Origin of the sequence: Syntrophotalea sp. (genome assembly GCF_050253115.1) — a bacterium.
Classification (GTDB): Bacteria; Desulfobacterota; Desulfuromonadia; order Desulfuromonadales; family Syntrophotaleaceae; genus Syntrophotalea; species Syntrophotalea acetylenica.
Window position 1 is genome coordinate 15,848 of record NZ_JBFWJQ010000003.1, and the last position, 23,354, is coordinate 39,201.

Annotated in this window: 21 protein-coding genes; all 21 read right to left on the reverse strand. The window is 58.1% G+C overall.

Annotated elements, in window-relative coordinates:
* Positions 1-56: 56 nt before the first annotated feature.
* The 21 genes from AB7E65_RS00655 to AB7E65_RS00755 all read right to left on the reverse strand — a co-directional run bounded on the left by AB7E65_RS00655 (position 57) and on the right by AB7E65_RS00755 (position 23,344).
* The gene (locus AB7E65_RS00655) at positions 57-758 is read right to left on the reverse strand and encodes an ATP-binding cassette domain-containing protein (protein WP_072288039.1); all 702 of its coding nucleotides are present in this window, start codon (positions 756-758) and stop codon (positions 57-59) included.
* Positions 751-1,437, reverse strand: coding sequence for a molybdate ABC transporter permease subunit (gene modB / locus AB7E65_RS00660; RefSeq protein ID WP_072286444.1), 687 nt, complete (start codon positions 1,435-1,437; stop codon positions 751-753). Before modB ends, AB7E65_RS00655 begins: the two co-directional genes overlap by 8 nt.
* A 259-nt stretch (positions 1,438-1,696) precedes the next feature.
* Positions 1,697-2,449 carry an alpha-ribazole phosphatase gene (gene cobC, locus AB7E65_RS00665; RefSeq protein WP_072286443.1) on the reverse strand — a complete coding sequence of 251 codons (753 nt, stop codon included), beginning with the start codon at positions 2,447-2,449 and terminating at the stop codon, positions 1,697-1,699.
* A gap of 12 nt (positions 2,450-2,461) precedes the next feature.
* Complete coding sequence (locus tag AB7E65_RS00670) at positions 2,462-3,604, reverse strand: DVU_1551 family NTP transferase (protein WP_428745081.1); 1,143 nt, start codon at positions 3,602-3,604, stop codon at positions 2,462-2,464.
* The gene (locus AB7E65_RS00675; RefSeq protein ID WP_072286441.1) at positions 3,597-4,652 is read right to left on the reverse strand and encodes an XdhC family aldehyde oxidoreductase maturation factor; all 1,056 of its coding nucleotides are present in this window, start codon (positions 4,650-4,652) and stop codon (positions 3,597-3,599) included. The genes AB7E65_RS00670 and AB7E65_RS00675 overlap by 8 nt, the downstream gene beginning before the upstream one ends.
* Positions 4,633-6,000 (reverse strand): DVU_1553 family AMP-dependent CoA ligase, encoded by a 1,368-nt coding sequence (locus AB7E65_RS00680; RefSeq protein ID WP_320361750.1) that lies wholly within the window; start codon positions 5,998-6,000, stop codon positions 4,633-4,635. Before AB7E65_RS00680 ends, AB7E65_RS00675 begins: the two co-directional genes overlap by 20 nt.
* Positions 5,969-7,360: a radical SAM (seleno)protein TrsS gene (gene trsS, locus AB7E65_RS00685; RefSeq protein WP_428745082.1), complete on the reverse strand. Its 1,392-nt coding sequence runs from the start codon at positions 7,358-7,360 to the stop codon at positions 5,969-5,971. The genes AB7E65_RS00680 and trsS overlap by 32 nt, the downstream gene beginning before the upstream one ends.
* A gap of 7 nt (positions 7,361-7,367) precedes the next feature.
* Entirely contained in the window at positions 7,368-7,814 is a 447-nt protein-coding gene (locus AB7E65_RS00690) for a DVU_1555 family C-GCAxxG-C-C protein (RefSeq protein WP_072288038.1), read from the reverse strand.
* 13 nt (positions 7,815-7,827) lie between these two features.
* Entirely contained in the window at positions 7,828-8,547 is a 720-nt protein-coding gene (trsM, locus tag AB7E65_RS00695) for a DVU_1556 family methyltransferase (RefSeq protein WP_320361754.1), read from the reverse strand.
* Between the two features lie 16 nt (positions 8,548-8,563).
* Positions 8,564-8,767: a DVU_1557 family redox protein gene (locus tag AB7E65_RS00700; RefSeq protein ID WP_072286437.1), complete on the reverse strand. Its 204-nt coding sequence runs from the start codon at positions 8,765-8,767 to the stop codon at positions 8,564-8,566.
* Positions 8,754-11,102 carry a pyridine nucleotide-disulfide oxidoreductase/dicluster-binding protein gene (locus AB7E65_RS00705; protein ID WP_072286436.1) on the reverse strand — a complete coding sequence of 783 codons (2,349 nt, stop codon included), beginning with the start codon at positions 11,100-11,102 and terminating at the stop codon, positions 8,754-8,756. Before AB7E65_RS00705 ends, AB7E65_RS00700 begins: the two co-directional genes overlap by 14 nt.
* A 184-nt stretch (positions 11,103-11,286) precedes the next feature.
* The gene (locus AB7E65_RS00710) at positions 11,287-14,061 is read right to left on the reverse strand and encodes a molybdopterin-dependent aldehyde oxidoreductase (RefSeq protein ID WP_072286435.1); all 2,775 of its coding nucleotides are present in this window, start codon (positions 14,059-14,061) and stop codon (positions 11,287-11,289) included.
* Between the two features lie 107 nt (positions 14,062-14,168).
* Positions 14,169-15,194 (reverse strand): molybdopterin-binding protein, encoded by a 1,026-nt coding sequence (locus tag AB7E65_RS00715; RefSeq protein ID WP_072288037.1) that lies wholly within the window; start codon positions 15,192-15,194, stop codon positions 14,169-14,171.
* A gap of 136 nt (positions 15,195-15,330) precedes the next feature.
* Entirely contained in the window at positions 15,331-15,651 is a 321-nt protein-coding gene (locus AB7E65_RS00720; RefSeq protein ID WP_072286434.1) for a hypothetical protein, read from the reverse strand.
* A gap of 369 nt (positions 15,652-16,020) precedes the next feature.
* The gene (locus AB7E65_RS00725; RefSeq protein ID WP_428745083.1) at positions 16,021-16,443 is read right to left on the reverse strand and encodes a NifB/NifX family molybdenum-iron cluster-binding protein; all 423 of its coding nucleotides are present in this window, start codon (positions 16,441-16,443) and stop codon (positions 16,021-16,023) included.
* 912 nt (positions 16,444-17,355) lie between these two features.
* A complete protein-coding gene (locus AB7E65_RS00730; protein WP_072286432.1) occupies positions 17,356-17,760 on the reverse strand; it encodes a CoA-binding protein in 405 nt (134 codons plus the stop codon).
* An 18-nt stretch (positions 17,761-17,778) separates the two neighbouring features.
* Positions 17,779-19,170: an NADH-quinone oxidoreductase subunit N gene (locus AB7E65_RS00735; RefSeq protein ID WP_072502115.1), complete on the reverse strand. Its 1,392-nt coding sequence runs from the start codon at positions 19,168-19,170 to the stop codon at positions 17,779-17,781.
* Complete coding sequence (locus AB7E65_RS00740; RefSeq protein ID WP_320361767.1) at positions 19,167-20,642, reverse strand: NADH-quinone oxidoreductase subunit M; 1,476 nt, start codon at positions 20,640-20,642, stop codon at positions 19,167-19,169. The genes AB7E65_RS00735 and AB7E65_RS00740 overlap by 4 nt, the downstream gene beginning before the upstream one ends.
* A 37-nt stretch (positions 20,643-20,679) precedes the next feature.
* Positions 20,680-22,533, reverse strand: a complete 1,854-nt coding sequence (nuoL, locus tag AB7E65_RS00745) for an NADH-quinone oxidoreductase subunit L (protein WP_428745084.1) — start codon at positions 22,531-22,533, stop codon at positions 20,680-20,682.
* Entirely contained in the window at positions 22,530-22,835 is a 306-nt protein-coding gene (nuoK, locus tag AB7E65_RS00750; RefSeq protein ID WP_428745085.1) for an NADH-quinone oxidoreductase subunit NuoK, read from the reverse strand. Before nuoK ends, nuoL begins: the two co-directional genes overlap by 4 nt.
* Entirely contained in the window at positions 22,832-23,344 is a 513-nt protein-coding gene (locus AB7E65_RS00755) for an NADH-quinone oxidoreductase subunit J family protein (protein ID WP_072286427.1), read from the reverse strand. The genes nuoK and AB7E65_RS00755 overlap by 4 nt, the downstream gene beginning before the upstream one ends.
* Between the last annotated feature and the right edge of the window lie 10 nt (positions 23,345-23,354).

Genomic DNA, 23,354 nt, shown 5'->3' on the forward strand with positions numbered 1-23,354 from the left:
ATGGATAGCGGCGAAAAACCGGCGTCATTTTGTCGGGACGCCGAAACACCCGGGACTCAGGCCCATTGACCCGTGGCCCAGCCCAGGGGGATTTTTTGGGCGGCCGGGGTGGCGACCTTTCCATTGTTCAGGAAGACCACCGTGTCGGCAAGGGCATCCAGCTCCTTTTTGCTATGGGTAACCAGCACAAAAGGAATGTTCCGGATGCGCTGGATTTTTTTCAGTTCCTGCTGCAGGGCGCATCGGGTATCGGCATCAAGCGCCGAGAGGGGTTCGTCCAGCAGCAACAGGTCCGGCTCCATCATCAGGGCGCGTGCCAGTGCCACGCGCTGCTTTTCTCCCCCCGACAGTTGTGCCGGGTAGCGGTCCCGCAGATGGGAAATGCGCAACATGGCGAGTATTTCCGCCAGGGCATTGGCGTTGCCGGCATTTTTTTTGGCAAGCATGGCACTGGACGGCATTCCATAAAGCGTATTGTTTTTGACCGTCATGTGCGGAAACAGCGCATAGTCCTGGAAGACATAACCGATGCGTCGTAGCCGGGCTGGAATATTCACGTTGCGGGCCGAGTCGAAAAACAGCCTGTCACCGAGGGAGATCTGTCCCGATGTCGGTTTTTGCAGACCGGCAAGACAGTTCAGAATCGTGGTTTTGCCAGAGCCCGAGGGGCCGAACAGTACCAGAATTCCCTGGTCGATGGCCAGTTCGGCTTCGACGGCAAAATTCGGAAGTTTTTTGAAAATGGCAGCCTTAAGCACGCGCATCGCCTCCTTTTTGCAGGGTCTGAAGTTTTTTCCTCGACCAGCTGTTAAGCCAGAAAAGGGCTCCGACCGCCATGGCCGTGATGACCAGAACCAGGTTTCTTGCCAGCAGGTTGTCGCCAGTCTCGACGGCAAAGTAGATCGCCAGGGGGATCGTCTGGGTTTTACCGGGGATGTTACCGGCGATCATCAAAGTGGCACCGAATTCGCCGAGGGCCCGGGCCAGTGACAGTACCACGCCGGCCAGCAGGCCGGGGTAGGCCAGGGGCAAAGTGATACGCATGAAAACCCTGGCTTCACCGCTGCCGAGGGTTCTGGCAGCTTGTTCCAGGGATACGTCGACGCTGCAGAATGCGGCTTTGGCGCTCTGATACATAAGGGGAAAGGATACAACGGCGGCGGCGATGATGGCCGCCCACCAGGTAAACACGATCTGCACTCCCAGGATTTCCTGCAATAATCTTCCAAGCGGTCCACGTTTGCCCAGAAGCATGAGCAGTCCATAGCCGAGCACGGTAGGAGGAAGAACCATCGGCAGCATGATGCACGATTCAATCAGATTTTTGCCGGAAAAATCCCTGCGGGCCATGGTGCGGGCCAGAAGGGTGCCGAGTACGGCATCGACGCCGGCGGCGATCAGGGCGACTTTGAGCGAAAGGACAATGGGTGTGATCATGGCGGCAACGGCTTCCCCCCGGAAATAAGCACCTCGGCATCAAGGCGGTTTTTATTATATGGGCAAGATTTGTGCCGGTCGCTGTGCAGGCTGCGCTGATCGGAATTTGGAATTGTCAGATCCGGCCTGGAAGGCGTGCAGCGCGATATCCGGTTTTTCGCACCCTTCAGGAGCCGTTTCTGCGATAAGCGTATCGATGCAATATTTGCCTGTATTTTAAGCAGCAATGGAGACATGTCTTGCAGGCAGACCTTCAGGTTTATGAAGAAACAGCCGGTTTCGATAACGGCTTCACGGTCGATTGTCCCGTGCCATATTTGCGTACCTGCTCCGCTGCAAAGGGTGAGGTTTGCGCGCTTCGGACCGGCGAAATTTCCAGCGCCTCCCAGGCCGTGCTTCGCGGGGCAATATCCATGGCTTTCACATTTAATGTGTCGTCGCGGCGTTCGATGATGTTCAGGCGTGCATAGTTTTGTGGAATCTCGAATAACTCCTCCAGTGCACGCCGCATGACATGACACAGGATGACACGGTTGACGCCGGCATGGCCGACCAGCAGAACCGGACCTCTCGCCTCGCGGATCACTTCGAGGAACGCCGGAACCACCCGCGCCTGAAGATCGGCAAAGCTTTCCCCCGAGGGGGGTCTGTAGTTGACCATGTCCTTGCCGCGTTTTTCATATTCACCGGGAAAACGATGGCAAACTTCCGCCACGGTCAGACCATCCCAGTCACCCAGGGCAATCTCGCGCAGGGCTGGCACGGGACGAATTCTCAGCCCCCGGTGCCCGCCAACAATGCGGGCGGTTTCCCGACAGCGGCGCAAATCGCTGCAATACACACTCTTCAGGTCGGTATGCGCCAGCATCTGTTGCAGAGATTTGGCCTGGGCGCGTCCTTGCGGATTGAGGGGCGGATCGCACTGTCCGATATAGCGCCGGTTAGCGTCCTGACGTGAATCTCCGTGTCGCACCAGGTAGAGGGTGCAGGAATTATCACTGTTATGTGGCATGGTTGCGACCTTTTACCCTTCCAGTTCGTCCAGATGATCGCGCCTGAGTACCTCGGTCAGCGATCTCTTGAAAATCGTCTCGCATTTTTTTCCGATCCGGCAGGCGGCCTGCCGGCGACGTTCTATCGCGTCAACAATGGCCGGTTGGCCGGAGAAACGTTCCAGCTTTTCCGCAAACCTCTCATTCAGGTCGGTCAACCGAGAACCCATCACCAGCTTATCCGCCAAAAACAGCACTTCGTGCAAAGTGGGAACTGCCTCCGGGGGAACGTCAATATCCATATGTGAAGCGACCGGCCCGGCGATGGTTTCGTAACCGAGTTCCCGCAGCGCCCTGGCCCCCGTCCGGGCGTGATCCGTCTGGCTGCGACAGCAATCGTGCAGCAATGCTGCCGCCCGGACAAGCTCGCGATCCATCACGATGCCCGCCTGGTTCAGGTGCGACGTCAGGGTCAGGGCCACCCGAGCAACCTGGCGACTGTGTGCCGCAACCTTCTCGGATACCGAAAAATGATGCGTCAGAAGATGTTCGCATTCCCGATGGGAAGGCACGGCAAAGTGTTCCTGGCGATAGAGCAGATAAGCGTAATCCGCAGGGGTGTCCATATCCAGGGTACAATGTTCATCCGGGACCTCGATTTCGAGGATATCATCGGCAAATGGCAGCAGCAGAGCCTTGAGTCCGCCTTCTCCGTCGCTTTGCAGAATCAGGTCCCGATATGTGGTGCTGATCAGGGGCGGGTGTCCGCGTTTGCCCCAAAATACCGGATGAATGATCCCCTTGCCGGTTGCCTGGCGGGCCTGAATCAGGGCATCCAGAGTCCGGTTTCTGGTCAGCGGTATGTCCACCGGTTGCATAAAGAAAGCATCTATCCCCTCCGGCAAGCGGGCCATGGCGCATTGCGCCGAAGTGAACATGCCCTCCTGGTAGCGGGGGTTGATGGTGCAGCAGACGTTCAAATCCTCGATTAGGGGTATCAGCGCCTCGGACTGGTGTCCGACAACCACCTGCAGATGCGCGATGCCGGTTCGGCGGAACAGCTTTATCGATTTTTCCAGGGCGGTTTCCGCGCCCAATCGCAAAAGGGGCTTGAAAGCCCCCATGCGGGATGAAAAGCCGGCAGCCAGAATGATGGCGGCAAACGATTCATTCATGACCCTGCCCCAGGGTGGCACGGACCTTGATCAGTTCCGCAACAATGCTGACGGCGATTTCTTGCGGCGTTTCGGCATTGATGGCGATACCTACGGGCGAGAAGACGTTGTCCAGGGTTTGTTTGGGGATGCCTTCGGCCTGCAGGTTCTGGTAGATTTTGTCGCGTTTGCCCAGACTGCCGATCATACCGATATATCCGGCCGAAGTCTGTACCGCCTGGCGCAACAGGTTCTGATCGTGCAGATGGCCGCGGCTGAGGATTACCAGGAAACTGTGGCGATCGATACCCAGCGGTGTCATGCAGTCGTCAAAGGAGGGAACCACCAAGATTTCCTGTGCCTCGGGAAACCGTTGCCGGTTGGCAAATTCAGCGCGATCGTCGAGAACCACTGTGCGAAATCCGACCATTGACGCCAATGCCGCCGTGGGCCGGGAGACATGCCCCGCCCCGAACAGATAAAGCGTTGTGGGAGCATGGCTGGGTTCGACAAAGAAGAGGGAACCCATTACGTCGATCAGCATCGGGTAACGACTGCCATCGGCGGCCGTCAGTAAATTCTGGCGGAGCTGCTGAGGCAGAAGGGTCGGTCCGAAACAGGAGGCGTCCGCGTACAGCAGGCAGCGTTTCAACGTCGGTGCCTGTTTTTCCGCCGGCAAAGGTGTGATCAGCAGGCAATCCCTGCCGGTCTGCAGCGCGGCAAGCCAAGCCTCGAAAACGGTTCGCGTTTCATCGGTGGCATCCACGTATTCCAGCAGAATTTCGACAACGCCGCCACAGATCATATCCATGGTATCGGCCGCGGCTCCGGTCATATCAAAAGCGTATGTTCGGGATTGGCGCGTGGTAAAAATTTCCCGGGCCGCTTCCTGGGTTCGCGCTTCCACGAGCCCGCCGCCGATCGTCCCTGAGATATCGCCATTGGCGCGAATGATCATTTTGGTTCCGGCCGTGCGCGGTGCCGAGCCACTGCGTGTAAGGATGGTCGCCACGGCCAGAGATTCTCCGGCGCCGAGGTATTTACAAATTTCAGTGATGAGCTGTTTCAAGGCAGGGATGCTCCTTTTCTGATATTTCAATCATACGTTTAGTCCTCGCCGACGCGGAAAAGGGTGCTTCGGCCAGCTGTGCGGGGAGCAGAACAAGGGCTCCGGTGGCAGCCGCCTCGTGCAGTGCAGGGATGGCTGGCAGGCGTCGGTTGATGGTGTCGCGGGTTTGGCCTTCCCTGCCGGGCAGGGTTTCCAGGGTCAGCTGCAAGGCCTTTTTGCCGGACGCCGGGGTATACAGCCTGACGCGGTAGTTGAGCAGACCGGAAATGGTGAACAATGCTTCATCCAGGTCTGACATGGAGAGTTTCAGGGGGCCGCCGATATCGATCTGCCCAGCAAGGCGTCCCTGAAGTTTGCTCAGGCGCGGCAGGCTGCTCCCACAGGGGCAGGGGGTGTCAATAAAGCGGGCGAGGTCCCCGGTACGGTAGCGGATCAGAGGCATGCCGGTGCGCTGCAGACTGGTGACCACGACCTCGCCAGTTTCACCGGCGGGCAATCCCTTACCGGAGTCGGGATCGATCACCTCGAAATAAAAGTCGGTTTCGCGCAGGTGATAGCCGCTCAATGCCTGGCATTCCACGCCCCCCGTCAAACCAAGTTCGGTCATGCCGTAATGGTTGAAGGCCGGGCACCCCCAGATGCGACGGATATCCTGCACCAGCGCCGAGGGGACATAGTCCGAGGTCAGAAAAACGCCGCCGATGCGACCGCGCGGTACGTCGGCCGCCATGGGGTGCCTTACCAACGCCAGCACTTGCGTCGGTATGCCCACTACGCAGTCGAAGGGTTCTTTGACCAGCAATGAGGCGGCGTGGCCTGGCTTGTTCAGCAGGCCATAAATCTCGCATTCCACATCGACGGTTTCAAGGGCCTCCGCCAGCAGGCGTCCCTGGCTGTCCGGCAGGTCGCCGGGCAGCAGGACCAGCACCCGGCTGCCGGGTTGCAGTACCTGGGACATGCCACAACGGAAAAAATCCTGGGTCCGCCGCAGATCCGCGCGTGTGAAGTAAAGCCGCTTGGCTTGCCCGGTGGTTCCGGAACTGCGCAAAGTTACAATGCGATCGATTTTGCTTTGAGAGACGGCCAGCATCTGCAGGCCCTGCCCGGAAAGGTGCGCCGCTGTCGTGAAGGGCAGCCGGTTCAGTTCTTCCAGCTTTCGCAAAGGTCCACAGCTTTGCAGCCGGTGCCCATAAAACGGGCTGTTAACGACAGCGTGCGCAAGGGTTGCATTCAGGCGGTCAAGCTGATAAGCGCGCAGCGCCTGCAGGGACAGATTTTCTCCGCCTGGCAGGCCAATCTGTCGGGCGGTCCAGTTTTCAATGGGCGACATCTGCACGATTGTGACCACGATAAAGAGTTTTGCCCTCGGCTGAAGTCAGGTTATACAGGCAGAAAGGGACGAGGCGACCATCGGGCGCGACCACATGAATACAGCAATTGCGGGTGCGCTCCAGGTCAACGTTCCAGGCGTCCTGAAAAGCCATTGCCGAAACGGCGAAGGTATGGGTTTTGACCCTTTGCAGAAAATCGTCCAGGTCGGATGCTGCCGGCTCGCAACCGCAGGCTTCTGTTCCGGTTTTTTTCTTCTGCTCTGTGGCGGATTCGGGCGCGGCCCACTGTCGGGTAAGAAAAGCCGTTGATTTCCTGGCACCTTCTGCCGCCACGATTGGCTTGCAGCAGCAGCTTGAAGATGGGTCTGTAAGCGCGTGCAGTCGGCCGTCCGGCAATGACACGAAGTTGCCGTGAAAAGAACACAGGGAATGCTCACAGCCGGGCGGGGCAAAATGATCGACGCGCATGTCGCCGCCTGACTGGCGCTCAATGGCCTGCAGAATTTCCGGCAGCGTAATGCGGTCTTCATCCGCGGGGGGGTAGGGGAACCGGCCGAAATAGCTGATTGGCTGAAAATGCACGCCGCGCACTCCCGGACTGCGCTCCAGGCCAAAACGAAGGATGTCGCCAATGTTTTGCGTGTTGACCCGGGGCACGATGGTCGGCACCAGCACCACACCCAACCGCGCGGCCACGGCATGATCAATGGCACGCAACTTTATTTCCAGCAGATCGCGGCCTCGCAGTTTCCGATAGATGGTATCATCGGTGCCGTCGAATTGCAGAAACATGGTGGCGAGCCCTGCTTCCTTGAGTTGCCGTGCATAATTCGGGTCTTTTGCCACCCGCAGGCCGTTAGTATTGAGTTGAAGGAAGCTGAAGCCATGGCGACGCCCCGCGGCGATGATTTCCGGCAGATCCTGACGCACGGTCGGTTCCCCCCCGGAGAGCTGAACGGCAATGTGATCACCGCAGGCATGCCGCACTGAACGGTACCATGATTCGATTGTTTCAAGATCCGGATCAGCAGTCCCGGTGTCACCACTGTCGGCAAAGCAGACCGGGCAGTGCAGGTTGCAGCGCTGGGTTATTTCCAGAAGGGCGGAGCAACTGTGCTGGCCATGGTCGGGACAAAGTCCGCAGTCGAAGGGGCAACCGTGTTTGCTTTCTGTAAAACAGACCGGCGGCCGGGAGGGTGTTTTGGGGCGTCGCCAGGTCGGCATGGACGGCGTTCCGCGCCAGATAACGGTACTTGTCCGGCCGTGCTCGGGGCACTCTTTTACCAGCTGCACGTCATTTCCGCTAAAAATCCGGCGGGCGGGTACCCGGCGCAGGCAGTAAGGGCACAGGCTGGCGGTTTCCAGTGGCATCGACATAATGGTGTCAGTCCTGTTTGCAAATCGACATGTCAAAACCGTTACGGGTCAGGATATCCCGTGCCTTGGCATAAACCGCCCCGACAATCTGTCCGCAGCGAATCTGTTTGTCCGCGCCGTCTCCGACGATGGTTTCACAGTCGACGCCACCATACTGCTCGCCGACGGATTCAATGAACCATTCGGTCAGTTGCTGGCGCATGCCCATGAAAAGCTCGGTCTCTTCTTCCGTATCGCTGCCCTTGGCGGAATAGAAAGCGAGCAGACAACAGCCGCCAGTCAGAGCGCCGCAGGTGCCGGCACCGAAACCCGCACCGTGCGCAAGCCCGGCCATGGTTCTGATCAGGTCGGGATTGGTTCGCCCACAGCTGTCCAGGGCAAGAGACAACAGTATCTGGCTGCAGTAATAACCTTTTTCGGCCAGTTCAAACATACGCATTGTATTTTCAAGCATCATCCCGTCTCCTTCAAATCCGTTTTTGCGCAATCATCAGAAAATATCCAGGGCGGGAGGCCGCCACGGCGTGCGCTATCTCCTGGCCCGCCGTCTCGCCGAAAACCTTTACCCAAAACGCTTGCAGGGAACCATGATCCAGTATCAGTCGAGCCGCCAGATTGCCAAGCAGATAAGAGTGGTCTTCCCAAAGCTGCAACTCGAAACCTGCCGAAAGCACCTGCTTCCGAATGAACGAATGGCTTCGGGCGCTTGCGACGCAGCAGGGTACGGATACCTCAGCCTGCCCGTTTTCATCCGGCGCGCGCCGGTATAGATCGCTGACAATCAGCCTGGCGCCAGGTTTCAGAACCCGGTTGAATTCGCACAGGGTCGCATGGCTGTCGGGTAGCAGGGATAGAACGCACTCACATACCAGTCCGTCGAGACATGCGTTTCGGCAGGGGAGGTATTCCGCTCTCCCCCGGATCAGTGGCAGACCCGGAACTGTCACTGATCCTTCCAAGAGGAGTTTGGCGGAAAGATCCACCCCTGCCGCTCGCAACTGATATCGATGTCTCAGGTATGTTGTGCTGGCGCCCGTACCGCAGCCGACGTCCAGCACCCGCGCCCCGCTGGCCATGGCGCAGAGTTCCATGGCGCGCTGCAAGAGGGTCAGGCCTCCGGGACGAATCGTATTTCCGGTGGCCTGGCGCACAAGAGCCGATTCGTAGAGCCGCGGCGGTTCTGCCATGCAACACGGGTCGACGCTATTTGTCCTCAAGAATGCGTTCCACCTCGGCCATTTTCCCGAGAGCAAGATCTTCCGTGACCAGAACCATTCCGCATCCGGCACAGGCCGGCAGGTCAACGGTGAAATTTCCCTTCATGTAACTGAACTCCACCTTGAGAATTTTCAGTGGCGCTCCGCATTTGGCGCAGATCCAGGCTTCTGCTTCTTCAGGCGGTATCATGCTTGACTCCCTTGATTTTCATCCGATGACTGTAGGCATTGTAGACCGTGAAGCCCTGATCTTCGGGAGCGTACTCCACCCAGAAGGTAACATTTTCCAGTGCCTGGCAGGCCCGGAAGTTCCCGTTGCGCTTGTCGATCAGACGCTGACCTGTTTTCTCGGCATGGGCGATAACGCGCTGGATGTCATCTTCCAGTATGCGGCGCTCATCAATGCGCCTTTGGATCTCGGGTGACATGTGCAGGATCATTTTGTTTTCCGAATCCGTCCGGGTAGCGTTTTCGTTCCACCGGGTCTGGAGGAGGTGTGTTTTTATCTTGCTGCGATTGGCCCGTCGCTCTGACCAGGAAATCCAGCCGCGTGCCGCCGGATCGCCTTTTCCCGGACCGGAAAAAAGCAGCTCGATGAGGTGCGCCGTACGTTTGCCGGTCGCGGCGAAGTTGTCCCGGCACATGCCGCAATAGGCCAGGTAGTCGCACGGGCTGTCCTGGGCGCGACGGTTCACGATCTCCCTTGCCAGTCGCGGGTTGGTGTTGAACATCAACCCGCCATAACCGCAACATTCTGCTTCTTCCCCGTGCAATGGCAACTCCTCGATGCGGAAGCCCAGATCCCGCACCAGTTTCCTGACTGTCTGCTGGCCGGCATGGTTGTGACGGCTGCTGCAGGGATCGACGATTGCCAGTGTTCGAGGCGTGGCGGTGTGGTTAGTTGTCTGGCCGCGTGATGCCAACGTGTCGGTATCGACCAGGGACCATAATGAAATGGTTTCGATGTCGGGTAAATGTTTTTCCAGAAGCTGTTGACAACTGCTGCAGGCGACAATAATTTTGGGCAGGCCCATTTCGCACCACTGGTCCCGCATGGCCGTCAGGGCTTGTTTGAAAAGCTCTTCCTGGCCGGCCCACAGCGCCGGCGCACCGCAGCAGCCCAGCCAGATACCGACGCCACCGGTCAGGTGATCGCACAGGTATGCATAGGAGTCCAGCACTTCACCAGGACAGGTGGAGCACAGCTGACAACTGGGAAAGTACAGGTATCTGCTGCTGTTGTGCCGTGGTTGATGGCGGCACAGGGCGAATTTGTCGCTGTTGCTGAAGGCCATGTCCTGCAGGGCGAACTCGTGAAACGAGGCCGGCATGGAGTTCTGCTCCACCATGGTGCGACGCGCTTGCAGGGACAACTCGCCCATGGAAAAGTTGGTCGGACAGACAGCCGCGCACAGCCCACAAAGACTGCAGGAATTTACAAACTGGTTTTTGGTATGGGCACTGCCAAAAATCACCCGCTCGTTGTTGTAGATCTGGCGGGCGTATTTTTTGGGATAACTTTTGGCCTGGCGCAGATAATCGCAGACCTTTACGCATTCAAGACACTCGCACTGTATGCAGCGCCGCGCCTCTTTTACGGCATCGTCGTCGGTGGCAGGTTCGGTTTCGTCGGATGACAATAGCGGCGCTTGTGCTTCGATGCCCGTCAGGTTGGTGAACAAACGCGTATCATGGGGCCCTTCACCATCTCGGCCATAGGTAAGAGCGACTTTTGCCAGGTAGCGGTCTATGGAAGTCGCGCCGCGGCGACCGTCAAGTACCTGCATGATGTTGGAGCAGGCTTCCCCATCGGGCGCGATGCCGCCGGCAAAAACATTCTGACACACCGTGGTCATCAGGGGCAGGTTTGAAATAAAACGGCCCGAATCATCGCGCAGCTCGGGAAAGGCCTTGCCCAGATCGTGGTCGAAGCCGATATACACGGCGTCAAATTCAGCCTGCAGTCGCTCCAGACATCGTTCGCCGTCGCATTTCGCAGCCAGTTCCACCGTTGCTCTCAGGGCGTTCAGAGCCTGCAGGTCCTGGTCAAGGATAGCCCGGGGAAGCAGTTCCTCCGGCAACTCCCACAGGCGTCCGCCAAGGCGCTGTTGCGGCTCGATTATGGTGACGGCATAGCCTTTTGTGAGCAGATCCCAGGCTGCGGTCAGGCTGCTGAGCGAACTGCCAACCACGGCGACATGTGCGCGTTTCTGCGCCATGACGGCTTTGGGTCGCCAGTTTTGCGCATGTTGGATGCAGGCCCGTTCCAGAGCGCCAATGGCAATGGCGCCGCCGGCCTGGCGACGCTTGCAGTGCTCTTCACAGGGGTGATCGCATATGTGCGCCAGAATCCGCGGAAAGGGCATGGTGCGGGCCAGGGTGTCCAGGGCGCCCTTCCAGTTTTCCTGCCCTATCTGCTGAACAAACTGCCGTACATCGACGTGGATAGGACAGGCACTGGTACAAGCTGGCGCCTCGTCCTGAATGCATCTCTGTTCCCAGGCTGTAAGTTCTTGTTTTTCCATCCGTCGCTCTCGCGGGGTTTGGCGGTCGACCAAACCTAGAGGTTAAACTGTCAGGATCAAAGAAAAGACGATGGAGGGGCTCCATGGGACATCCCCCCCATCGAATACTAAACTTTTCATGTTTGCCGCAAAGTCATCGCAACCCATGCGGGCCCGGCTCAAGCCGGGCCCGCCGTGGCAGGTGTTACTCGGTGAAGAATCCGCCGGCAAATGCGTCCTCGACATCGAAGGATTTTTTCTCCGACTTGAGGGCGGCCAGCACTTTTTCAGGATACACGGGGAGATGGCGGATACGCACCCCACAGGCGTTGTCGATGGCATTGACGATCGACACGTGCGGCGAGGTGAGCGGACCTTCTCCGACGCCGGCCTGGCCGAAGGCTCCGTCCTTGCGCGGTGTTTCGATATAGATCAGCTCCATATCGTCGGTGATATCCTTGATGTAGGGGAAGCCGGCTCCGACCATATTCGAGTGCTTCTTGATAAACTCGAAATCTTCGGTCAGGGCCAGGCCGATACCCTGGGCAAGGCCACCATAGACCTGCCCGTCAACCACCAGACGGTTGGTAATGGTGCCGTTGTCGCCGACATAGGTCATCTTGAGCACGTCAACCTTGCCGGTGGTAACGTCCACTTCGACCTCGGCCATAAACAGCGCGTACATGTAGATGCAGAAAGGCTTGCCCTGCTGGGTATCGAGGTCCATGTGCGTGCAGGGCGTTGTCCAGGTGCCTTCGTATTTGAGCTCCTTGCCATCCGCGACCATTTCGTCGTAGGTGCGGAAGCTGCCGTCGCTCTTGCGCATGGCGTTCAGCAGGTTGGTACAGGCCGAGTGGATGGCGTTGCCGGTAACCACGTTCTGGCGGCTGCCGCCGGACGGGCCGCTGTTGGGGGTCAGGCTGGTATCGTTCATGCACAGATTAATCTGATCGGCCGACAGGCCGAGGGGACGCAGGGTATGATGCGCGAAGGCCACTGTACCCATGTCCGCGCCCTGACCGTGGCATTCCCAGGCATTGCCGATGGTTACGCTGCCGTCTTTTTCCAGTTGCGCCCAGGCACCGGAGGTATCCGGTCCGTCGAGACCGCAGCCATAGATACCGAGGGAGATGCCGACGCCACGTTTCTTGGTGTCGGTGGATTCACGCTTGGCACGTTCCACGGCTGCCTTGTACTTGGGCCGCAGGATGTCGAACATCTCCGGGAAGCACAGCACTTCGGGTTCCTGGCCGGTCGGCGTGGTGGCGCCTTCGCGATACAGGTTTTTGTAGCGCAATTCGAAGGGGTCCACGCCCATCTGCTTGGCCAGTTCGTCGACCAGCGACTCGGAAGCCATGAACGCCTGGGGGGAACCGTAAGCGCGGAAGGCCGAGCCCCAGCCGTGGTTGGTGCAGACGGTGCGGCCGTGGCCGCGGATATTTCTGATGTCATAACCGGCGCCGCAGAACTGGGCCTGTCGCACGGTTACCAGGTCGCCGAATTCGGAATAGGGGCCATGGTCCAGATCCCAGTCGCTTTCCAAGCCCAGGAAATTGCCTTCCTCGTCAGCGGCAAGGCGTACATTCAGGAATGCCGGCGAACGCTTGCCGGTGTAGAACTGCTGCTGGGCCCAGTCGTAACCGAGGAAGCAGGGGCGGCCGGTAGCCATGGTGGCCACGGCGACCAAGGCTTCCATGGTCGGGCTGAATTTGTAGCCGAAGGTGGCGCCGGTGGGGTTCTGGATGAGCACCAGTTGTTCGGGCTCGAGGCCCAGCCCCGGGCAGATCATTGCGTGGTGCAAATGGATGCCGATGGACTTGGAATGCACAATCACTCGCTTGTCGTCGTCGATGTAGGCGAAGCCGACGTCGGGCTCGATGGGCATATGCGGCTGGCGCTGCAGGTAGTAATAGCCCTCGGCCACGTGGGCGGCTTTTTCAAAGATCGGCTTGGTTTCTTCGCCTTTTTTGATGATGCAGTCATAATATACGTTGGGAGTGCCGGGGTGAATCTCGATAGCGTCCTCGGCCTTGGCCGCGATGGCGTTCATATAGGAGGGCAGCACTTCCAGATCAACCTTGACCTTGGCCGCCGCCGCTTTGGCGTTCTCCCGCGTATCGGCGCAGACGATGGCAACAACGTCACCATACTGGAAGATTTTTTCATCGTTCAGAATCGGACGATCCCAGCCGTCGCCTTTGTTGGTGGGGAAGGTGATCAGGCCGGTAATGCGGTTCTTGCCCTTGACGTCCTTGTGGGTGACGACTTTGACTACGCCGGGCATTTTTTCGGCCTCGGAGGTATCGATGCCCTTAATGATGGCATGGGAAACTTCCGGCTGTACCAGGGCGCATTCCAGGGTGTTCTCAGGCAGCTGCTGGCGCATGTCCTCGCCGAAGTCCCACAGGCCGCAGGCCTTGGCCACCGATGTCGGCCGCGGCATGCAGGTGCCATAGACCTTGCCATCGGCGGGAGTTTTGTACTCGATGGCGGACACGGGCATTTCTCCGCGCAGCACCTTGGCCGCATCCATGACTGCGTTGACGATCATGATGTAGCCGGTGCAGCGGCAGGCGTTGCGATGCTTCTGGAACCAGTCGCGGACTTGTTCGCGGGTCGGGTTGGGATTCTGGTCGAGCAGAACCTTGGTCGACACAACGAAGCCGGGGGTGCAGAAGCCGCACTGGATGGCGCCATGAAAGATGAAAGCCTTCTGGATGGGATGCAGATTCAGGGGCGATCCGATACCCTCGATGGTGGTGATTTTTGCGAGGTTCGGAATCCGCTTCATCTTGGTCACGCAAGAACGCACCAGTTTGCCGTCAACAATGACGTTGCAGGCGCCACACACGCCGGTTCCGCACCCGACCTTGGTGCCGGTCAGCTGCAACTGTTTGCGCAGTACGTCGCACAGCAACGCTTCCTGATCGACGATCAGGGTACGGTCGATGCCGTTGACATTCAGTACCTTTTTGATCATTCCTGTTTTCCTCCTTGTTGTCGTTTTCAGTTAGTGTCCTTCCGGAAGCCCCGGGGAACCCCGAACAAAAACCGGTTAGAAGCGAATGCTCCCGTTTTTGCGAACTCTCAGCTCTTTCCGAATCCGCAGTTGGGGTAGTGGCAATTCTGGCAGCCAGCGCAAAGACCTCCATGGCCCAAAGCGATAATGTCGGAGCGTGTGACTCTTTCGCCCGCCAGCAGGCGGGTGACTACCAGCTCGAAGATGGTGGCTTTGTGGTACATGGTGCAACCCGGGAGGCCCAGGATCGGGACCCCGTTCAGTTCCGCCAGCATGAACATGGCACCGGGATATGTAGGAGCACCGTAGGAGATGACAGAGGCGCCCGTGGCGCGTATGGAGGCAGGCGTGAGGTCATCCGGATCGACCGACATCCCCCCGGTAAGAACCACCAGTTGCGCACCCTCGGAGACTTGTCTGCTAATGGCTTCCGCAATAATGGGAATTTCATCAGGAACAATATCCTGCCGATAGATTTCGCTCCCCATCGCTTTAAACTTGCTGCGAACGATAGGCCCGAAACCGTCCGGGATGCGGCCGTGAAATACCTCGGTTCCTGTTGTGATCAGGCCCACGCGAAAAGGCAGGAAGGGTTTGACCGTAATCAGGGGGGCGTGCTGTCGGCAGACATCTTCCAATCGAAGCAGGTTTTCTTCCCGGGTAAACAGCGGGATAATACGTGTGCCGGCAACCGTTGTTCCAACGCACACCGGCTGATTGGTCAGCAGGGTCGCTATGGTTACGTCCGGGATCTCATTGAGCTTTTGCAACAGTGAAACATCGATTTTAAGCAACCCGCTCAATTGCGACGTCAGCTCGATTTTCCCCTGATTCGGCTCTCCGAACTTCAGGCAAGGACCACAAATCGCTTTGGCGATGCGCTCTGCAGCGAGGTTTTCGTGTACCAACCCCTCACAGAGGTTGAGTACATAGATGTGGTCCTTGCCGAGCTGTTTGAGCTTTGGTACATCCTCATCCGTGATCATATGACCCTTTTTGAAGGCACGACCCTTGAACTCACCTGGCACAATACGGGTGATATCGTGGGATAAAATCTTGCCTACAGCCTCTTCAACCGGAATGATCTGTACCATGTTCTTTTCCCCAGGTTTTGATGAATAAAAAACCCGCATTAATTTCCGGGACGACTCGGAATCAATGCGGGTTTCGGTGTGTCTGCCAAAGCAGAGGACGAAATAAGCGCGTAGTTTCTGGTTTTGTCGATGGCGGTTACTTGATCTGTTCTACCTTCTCGATGTAGCTCACGCCACCTTCCTTGAAAGAGATAATCAACTTGCCGGAAAAATCCGTTGCAATCAATTCAGTGCTTGCAAGAAATTTTGCAATGGCCTTTTTGCACGCAGCGATGTTTTTGGGTCCGTTGCCCAGCCGTTTCTTCTCTGCCCGAAGGCGGGCTTTTTGTTCCAGCACCTGGTCCTGATAACAGAGTTCAGGGATATGCATGATTTCCACCTGGAGGCTTTTGCCCACGTCTCTGGCGTTGAATGCCGTAAAGGGAGGTTTCATGTCGCCGGTGCTCCCATGTAGCATATCGTCTCCGCCAGACAGGATCGATATGCCTTCTCCAGACTTGCGCTCGATGAAATTCCGGCCTTTCTGGGACCGCAGTGCCGGTGCTAAGAGAAAAACAGTGTTTCTTTTTTGAACCAGCGATCCGGCTGCAGTGCCTTTTTAACAAAGCACCTGTTAACAGGCAAGCTAAAAATAACCACACCGGACAAAAAAAACTATATATTACCGTAAACAACCATAAATAACAGTGTTGCCGAAAATTTGTCATTCAACCGAGCATAGCGAAGGTCCTATTCCCCAGCGGTCGGGCCTGCCCGAAGGGGCCAGACGCCTCTGGCAGAGTCAAAACGGTGCATGCCACACACACCCCGGGAAAGCCTGCCCGGGTTAATGCTCGTGGGCATCGCCGCAGGATCCGGACCCGCTGTCGGCAGTATCGTCGCCATCGGAGCATCTTCCCTGGGCGGCGCTGTCCTGCACGAGGCTTTCCGGGAGCTCTTTGCGTTTGAACATCTCCATATTCTCAAGGAGGTTTTCCGATTGGGCCTCGTATGCCCGAAATCCGCACAGATGCATGGCCTGCAGCGCGGAATCCCCCATGCCGGCGGTAATCAGGCCGTCAATTTGGTGCCCTTTGAGGGCCGCGAAGGGGTTGCAGCTGGTTGCCGGATTGTCAGAGTCGATGTTGGCCACCGTCTCGGTTTCCAGGCTATCCGCATCCACGATGAGGAAAAAAGGCGCGGAATTGAAATGCCCGTAAATTTTACTGTTGATGCCGCGATCCTCGGCAACCGGGAAGCATAGTTTCATCAGACAGGCTCCTTGATGGATTGTAATTATTTTTTTGGGTGATCGAAGTTGGTGAAATTTGCCATGGAAAGGTTCGTCCTGACTATCTGCCGTATTTGTTTTTAAGCGCATATTCCTTACATACAATGCATTGGGACTTATATTGCCCCAGGTGTTTATAACAGAACCATAATCCACAATTAGAGCATTGCTTGACGCCATAAAATTCGCTATCGACTTCTTCGCCGCAAATCGCACATTTGACAATAGCCATGGAACTCTCCTTTTTAACCATCCATTTCAGGATGGAAGTCCTTGTAAAAACAGAAAAACAGGTGTTTATGTGCTGTTTTTCGAATAAAGAAAAAACCCGCACCAATACCATCGAGAGTGGCATTCAGTGCGGGTTTCGTTGAGTCTGTACTGGAAGACAGAGGTCGAAATTAGCGCGGGTTATTTGTATGTCTGGGTTTTTTCAATGTAACTGATGCCCCCGTCTTTAAATGAGATCACCAGCTTTCCTGAAAAACCTTCAGGGATGATGAGTAAATCGACAAACATATCACATACTCGCTTTTTCCAGACAGAGTTAGGAACCCGGATGTTGGTGACGACTTGTCTTCTACGTTGACGCTCTTCACTATCGTGCATTTCTGAATACTTTGATTTTCTTTGGTTAAAGTGTGAGCAACTCGTTTCCGAGAGGAAAACAAAATCCATTTTCTGTTAAATTGCAACCTGAAACAGGTTTCGGTTATATAACATGCGGTATAACGCAAAAGCAACAAAAAACCTTTAAAAAAAATAGGTTAGCAGATGCTGTGTATACGCTTGAGCAAAACGCCAGGGGGGCTGGCAGGGTTTTTCGGGACCCTGCGCCTGGCGCAGCGATTCGGCTGGTCTGGTGGAATAAAAACGCGGTTTTGCCCGATATCAGGATTCGTGATAGCCCATCACCACCAGTACGCAACTGCCGTCGGCAATGAGATTCAACCCGGCGTCCTCGCAGCGTTGTATTGACTGGGGACTTTGTGCGCCAGGCTGCATCCAGATATTCCGGATGCCCTTGGCAATGGCCTCTTCGACGACCTTGTCCGTGATTTGCGGCGGCGTGATGATGGACAGGCTCTGAATGCCGTCGGGCAGTTCGGAAACACTTGTTACGCTGGGCAGTCCTTCGACCTGCACGGCATGGGGATTGACGGGCACGACGTGCTTGCCGTGCTGCATGTAACAGCGAAGCACCTTGTTGCCGTATTTTTCACGATTGGTGGAAGCCCCCGCAACGGCGAAACCGTCGGCGGCAAGGAACTGGGCAATACGTTCGGTGATGTCCATGGCAACTCCTGTCGGGGGTCAGGGCACGAGAGATGCGATCCAGAGAAAAATCGGCTCCGGGTAGAAACCGCCTGTCAGCATGATAATCGACCAGAGGCCAAGCACCACGCCCTCGGTCAGACTGGGCGGTAATAAACACCCTTGTATCGGGCTGCGGCGGAACATGGCCAGTATCGGACGCATGTAATAATAACAGGAAACCAGCGAAGATAGCAAAGCCAGGATAACAAGCTCCCTGAAGCCGGCGCTCAGGCTGCTGGTGAAAAGCACCATTTTGGCCATGAAGCCCGCCATGGGGGGGAAGCCGGCCAGCGACAGCAGCGCGCCGCCAAGTATGGCGGCGCGCCATGGGGACCTGCGGGCAAGCCCTTCCAGCGCGGCGTATTGCTGCGGCTCCTCCCCATCTTCGGACAGAGAAGCGAGCAGGCCAAAGGCTGCCAGAGTGGCGGCTGCGTACGAGATCAGATAAAACAGCCCTGTTTTGAGACCGGAGTCCCCTCCGACAAGCACGGCGAGGACAAGGTAGCCCATATGCACTATGGATGAATAAGCCAGCATACGCTTGAGGTTGGTCTGAGGCAGGGCGGCGAAGCTGCCGACGATCATGGACAAGGCTGCCAGCCCGGTCAGCAGGGGCCGCATTGGCAACAACAGCGCTATCGGGGCGGATGACAGCAGCACCGCAAATACCGCGCCCTTGGATCCGCTGGCAAGCAGTGCGGTTACCGGTGCCGGAGCCCCCTGGTACACATCGGGGGTCCACAGATGAAACGGCGCCAGAGAAGCTTTGAAAGCAACGGCACATAAAATCAAGGTCCACCCCAGAAGCGCAATGCCGTGCATGGAAGCGCCGGCCATCGACAAAGTGACGGCATCGGGCAGGGCAAAAGTTCCTGTCGCTGTAAAAACAAGAGCCGTTCCAAAAGCAAGCAGCGCGCTCGCCACGAGCCCGGGGAGAAGATATTTGAGACCGGCCTCGGCACCGGTTGGATTTTGCCGGTCGAAAGCAATCAGGATATAGAATCCCAGGGTCATGGTTTCCAGCCCGAGAAACAGGCTGACCAAGGATGTCGCGGCTGAAAGAATTGCCATGCCGAGAACGGTAAACAGCGTTAACGCGGCGAATTCGGGACCCGGCAGGCGACTGCCGCGGCGGTAACGCCCGGCCAGCAGGCAGGCGGAAGCTCCGAACAGTGACCACAGAATGGTGCATCCCCTGGCGAACAGGTGAGTTGCGATCAACGGCGTCTCGGCAGCGCCGGGCGGTTCCGGCCAACAGGCCGTGGCCGCGGCCAGCAAGGCACAGCAGGCACCGAAGACCAGGGAGCGCCGCGCCGGAAGGAACAGAGCCGCTACGGAACCGAGGAACAGTACCAGCATCGGCATCAATCCCAGGATGTTGCCGATCATGGCAGTCCTCCCGTGGACGTGAGTTGCAGCACAATCTGCCGTACCGGATTGTCCAGCAGTTTCATGAACGGCGCCGGATAAAGTCCTGTCCACAGTACCAGGATCGCAAGCGGGATAAGCAGCGCCGCTTCACCGTGGCGAAGATCCGCGGGTTGCTCCCCCCCCTTGCAAGCTCCCCACAGTACCCCCTGCACCATGCGCAGCGTGTAGCAGGCTGCCAGCAGGACACCGACCATGCCGACGGCGCCCCACCAGGGACGCACCAGGAAGGCGCCCATCAGAATGAGAATTTCCCCGACGAAAAGGTTGAGACCCGGCAGCCCGAGCGAAGCCAGGGAAAACAGCAGAAACAGGGCGCCAAGACGGGGAGCCCGGGACCAGAGGCCCCCCAGTTCGGGCAACTGACGTACAGTGGTGCGTCGCTCCACGAAGGCGACCAGCACGAACAGGGCGCTTATGGTGATGCCATGGCTGAACAGCTGCAAAAGGCTTCCCTGGAGGGCCAGTTCGTTGCCTGCCGCAATACCCAGAAGGACGAAACCGAGGTGCGCAACGGACATGTAGGCAATCAGGCGCTTGAGGTCATCCTGTACGAAGGCCAGCCAGGCGCCATAAATCGTGCCTGCCAGGCCGATGCCTGCCAGAAACGGTGCAAAGCCGACCCAGCAGTCAGGAAACAGGGGCAGCACGATGCGTATCAGGCCAAAGATGCCGGTTTTGGCAAGCGCTCCGGCCAGCAGCAGAGCGACCGCCAGCGGGGCCTGCTGGTAGGCATCCGGCAGCCATCCCTGCAGGGGGATTGCCGGCACCTTGATCAGAAAAGCCACCATCAGGCAGCCAAAAAGCCAGGGTACGAGCTCGGGGGCGACAGGGGTTGCCAGAATCGCCTGCATGGCGAAGGTATAATCCCCCGTGGTCCGACCGTGCAGGATATAGAGTGTCAAAAAGGCAAACAGCATCAAAAGACTGCCGGTCAGGGTGAAGAGCAGCAGTTTCAGGCCGGCCTCGACTCTCCGGGCTTCTCCCCACAGCGCAATGCACAGCACCAGCGGCAGCAACATGATCTCCCAGCACAGATAAAACAGCAACAGATCCCGTGCCAGAAACACCCCGAGGGTGCCGCTGCAGCTGGTCAGCAGCAGGGCATAATATCCGCCCTGGCGGTACCGCGGCCAGGAAATGCCCAGCGCCACGGCCATCAGGATCACTGTAAGCCAGATCAGCAGCAGCGCCAGGCCATCCATGCCGAGGGAAAAACGGGCTCCGTAGGTTTTAATCCAGGGCCAGGACTCAAAGCGGATCCAGGCTTCGACGGCCGGCTTCTGCCCGAGTGACAGCCGCAGCGCGATGGCGATTTCCGTCATTGCCGCGATGACGGCGGCGCGCCGCCCCCATGCCATGCAGGCCAGGGCGCCGCCCAAGGGAGCAAGCACCAGCAGGGTCAGCCAGGGTAATTGGATAAAACCATTCATTCTCGGCTCGCAATCGGATGGATGGAAACGATCAATATCAAAGCGCCAGCAAAGCGGTCAGCATAATCAGCAGCCAGGTCGTGCCCCAGAGCATGGCCGACAGGTAGTCACTGACATGACCAGATGTGACATGGCGAAAGGCCTGGCCCGCGTTCTGGCTCCATCGGCCAAGCCTGCCGGGCAAAACAAGTGTCAACCATTTTTCGGGACATCTCTGCAGCCATCGCCCGGTGTTCCGAAACGGTACGGTCAGCACGGCCCGGATCATTTTGTCCAGCCGCCAGCCCGAGGCAAAAAACCGCGTACAGCCGCCAACGGTGAAAACCGGCGCGGACCGGCGCCAATTACGGATCAGCTGCCAGGCTGCCATGACCAACAGGCAGGTTGCTACCGCCAGCCCCCATTCCATGCGCCGGGCAGGCGCGATGCCTGTCGGTGCGGACAGCCATTGGTCAAGAAGGGCTGTCCCGCCCAGCGTATGCGGCACGTTGAGCAGGCCGGCCGTCAAAGCCAGCAGGCTCAGCGGCAGCAATGGCCAGGTCTTGCCCAGCGGTGCTTGGCCGTGTGACGGGAGGTCCATGGGGGCGGCGATCAGCAGATAGACCAGACGCAACGCGTAAAGGGCAGTCAAAAAGGCGGCCAGCAGGCCCAGGCCGCCCAGCCCGGTCCAGTAAGGTGTGGCCCGGGCGAAACAGGCTGCAAGGATGGCATCCTTGGAGAAGAAGCCGCTGCTCGGGGGGACTCCGGCCAGAGCCACGGCGCCGGCCAGCATCAGCCAGAACAGCACCGGGGCGCGTTTTGGCAATTGGCCGAGCCGGTACAGGTCCTGTTCGCCGCCGGCCAGATGTATAACGAGCCCCGCTGCCATGAACATAAGGGATTTGAAAAACGCATGGGTCAGAAGGTGAAACATGGCGCCCGTTACGGTTCCGGCACCGACGGCAAGAAACATATAGCCAACCTGGCTGATCGTGGAGTAGGCCAGCAGCCGCTTGATGTCCCGTTGCACCAAGGCACTGGCGGCAGCGTAGAAAGCGGTGGCTGCGCCGGTCAGGCCGATGGCCGCGAGCGCCGTGGGTGACAGGGAGATCAGCGGGAACAGGCGGCAGAGCAGATAAACGCCGGCAGTTACCATGGTGGCAGCATGAATCAGGGCGGACACCGGGGTCGGGCCGGCCATGGCATCGGGCAGCCAGGAACTGAAGGGCAACTGTGCCGATTTTCCGCAGGCGCCTGCCGCCAGCAACAGCGCCACCGCCGTCACCGAGCCTGATGGGAGCATGACGGCTTGCTGGTTGATGGCGGTGATGGACAGACTGCCGGTCAACTGGAAAAGCCACAGCAGGGCGATGCCAAACAGCACATCGGCGGCGCGCGTGGTCAAAAACGCTTTGCGGCCGGCATCGGCGAACTCCGGATTGCGGTACCAGTAGCCGATCAAGGCGTAGGAGCAGAAACCTACGCCTTCCCATCCAAGAAACAGCAGCAGCAGATTGTCGGCCAGCACGATGACCAGCATGGCCCCGACGAACAGATTGAAAAGGCTGAAAAAACGACGGAGATCCCTTTCCTGGTGCAGATAGGAGACCGCGTAGACGTGGATCAGAAATGAAACGCTGGTCACCATCAGGGTCATGGTCGCTGAAAGACGCGAAAAAAGAATCTGTACCGGTATCTGCAGCGGGCCCGATTCGATCCAGGTGTAAAGGGTCGCACGGGCGCCGTCGGCCGCCAGGGGCCACATCCAGATGGTCAGCGCGGCGGCGATGCCGACCGCGCCGGCAGCCATGGTTGTCAGTACCCGCCGCGGCACGGCATCGCCGGCAACCATGATGAACAAGGCGCTGGCCAGGGGCAGCAACGGTATAAGAAACAGCAATTCGACCATCATCCCTTCATCCCGTCAAAGCGGTTCACATCGAGGGTGCCGCGACTGCGCTTCAGGTAGATGACCAGAGCCAGGGCCACGGTCACTTCGGCGGCGGCCACGGCCATCAGAAGCAGGGCGAACAATTGGCCGGCCGGATGCCGCCAGTAGGCGGAGGCGCCGACCAGGACGATCCCGGCAGCATTCAGCATGATTTCCACGCTAATCAGAATCATGATCAGATTGCGTCGCAGCAAAACGCCCAAAAGCCCTGCCGTAAACAGCAGGCCGGCCAAAGTCACAACATGTCCGAGTGGCACCATCATGAGGCATCCTCCCGGTTGGCACTGTGACGACGGGCCAGGTGAAATGCGCCCACCGCGGCAAACAGCAGGATCAGGGATACGATTTCCACCGCCAGGCCGAAATGTTCGAACAGGGCCTGGCCGAAGCCTCGTGGGGACAACCAGAATCCGGCAATCTCGCCGCTTTTTAAAGGATCCATGCCGACCAGAATCCCGCCGCATGCCAGTAAAAGGCTACCGATCATGGCCGGGGGAATCCATCGAAATCGTTTTGCAGCGGCATTTTTTGCTGCGGATGCAGGTTCAAGCAGCATGATCACGAACAAAAACAGCACCATGATGGCTCCGGCATACAGAATGACCTGCCACGCCGCCAGCAGAGGCGCTCCGAGCAGGTAATACAGCAGAGCTACGGCAAACAGGGCCTGCATCAGGTAGAGCAACGCATGCACGGGATTCGGGCGTGTCAGGCACAGGAGCGTGGCCAGCAGTGCCAGGGCGGACAATATGTAAAACAACAAAGCCGTCATGATGATTCCT

Excerpts from the sequence above, each read along its gene's own strand:
- modB (WP_072286444.1), bottom strand. The coding sequence starts at position 1,437 with ATGATCACACCCATTGTCCTTTCGCTCAAAGTCGCCCTGATCGCCGCC.
- cobC (WP_072286443.1), bottom strand. The coding sequence starts at position 2,449 with ATGCCACATAACAGTGATAATTCCTGCACCCTCTACCTGGTGCGACAC.
- AB7E65_RS00670 (WP_428745081.1), bottom strand. The coding sequence starts at position 3,604 with ATGAATGAATCGTTTGCCGCCATCATTCTGGCTGCCGGCTTTTCATCC.
- trsS (WP_428745082.1), bottom strand. The coding sequence starts at position 7,360 with ATGTCGATGCCACTGGAAACCGCCAGCCTGTGCCCTTACTGCCTGCGC.
- AB7E65_RS00690 (WP_072288038.1), bottom strand. The coding sequence starts at position 7,814 with ATGCTTGAAAATACAATGCGTATGTTTGAACTGGCCGAAAAAGGTTAT.
- trsM (WP_320361754.1), bottom strand. The coding sequence starts at position 8,547 with ATGGCAGAACCGCCGCGGCTCTACGAATCGGCTCTTGTGCGCCAGGCC.
- AB7E65_RS00700 (WP_072286437.1), bottom strand. The coding sequence starts at position 8,767 with ATGATACCGCCTGAAGAAGCAGAAGCCTGGATCTGCGCCAAATGCGGA.
- AB7E65_RS00705 (WP_072286436.1), bottom strand. The coding sequence starts at position 11,102 with ATGGAAAAACAAGAACTTACAGCCTGGGAACAGAGATGCATTCAGGAC.
- AB7E65_RS00710 (WP_072286435.1), bottom strand. The coding sequence starts at position 14,061 with ATGATCAAAAAGGTACTGAATGTCAACGGCATCGACCGTACCCTGATC.
- AB7E65_RS00715 (WP_072288037.1), bottom strand. The coding sequence starts at position 15,194 with ATGGTACAGATCATTCCGGTTGAAGAGGCTGTAGGCAAGATTTTATCC.
- AB7E65_RS00720 (WP_072286434.1), bottom strand. The coding sequence starts at position 15,651 with ATGCTACATGGGAGCACCGGCGACATGAAACCTCCCTTTACGGCATTC.
- AB7E65_RS00725 (WP_428745083.1), bottom strand. The coding sequence starts at position 16,443 with ATGAAACTATGCTTCCCGGTTGCCGAGGATCGCGGCATCAACAGTAAA.
- AB7E65_RS00730 (WP_072286432.1), bottom strand. The coding sequence starts at position 17,760 with ATGGACATCACCGAACGTATTGCCCAGTTCCTTGCCGCCGACGGTTTC.
- AB7E65_RS00735 (WP_072502115.1), bottom strand. The coding sequence starts at position 19,170 with ATGATCGGCAACATCCTGGGATTGATGCCGATGCTGGTACTGTTCCTC.
- AB7E65_RS00740 (WP_320361767.1), bottom strand. The coding sequence starts at position 20,642 with ATGAATGGTTTTATCCAATTACCCTGGCTGACCCTGCTGGTGCTTGCT.
- nuoL (WP_428745084.1), bottom strand. The coding sequence starts at position 22,533 with ATGATGGTCGAATTGCTGTTTCTTATACCGTTGCTGCCCCTGGCCAGC.
- nuoK (WP_428745085.1), bottom strand. The coding sequence starts at position 22,835 with ATGATGGTGCCACTCGGACATGTTGTGACTTTGGCCGGCCTGCTGTTT.
- AB7E65_RS00755 (WP_072286427.1), bottom strand. The coding sequence starts at position 23,344 with ATGACGGCTTTGTTGTTTTACATATTGTCCGCCCTGGCACTGCTGGCC.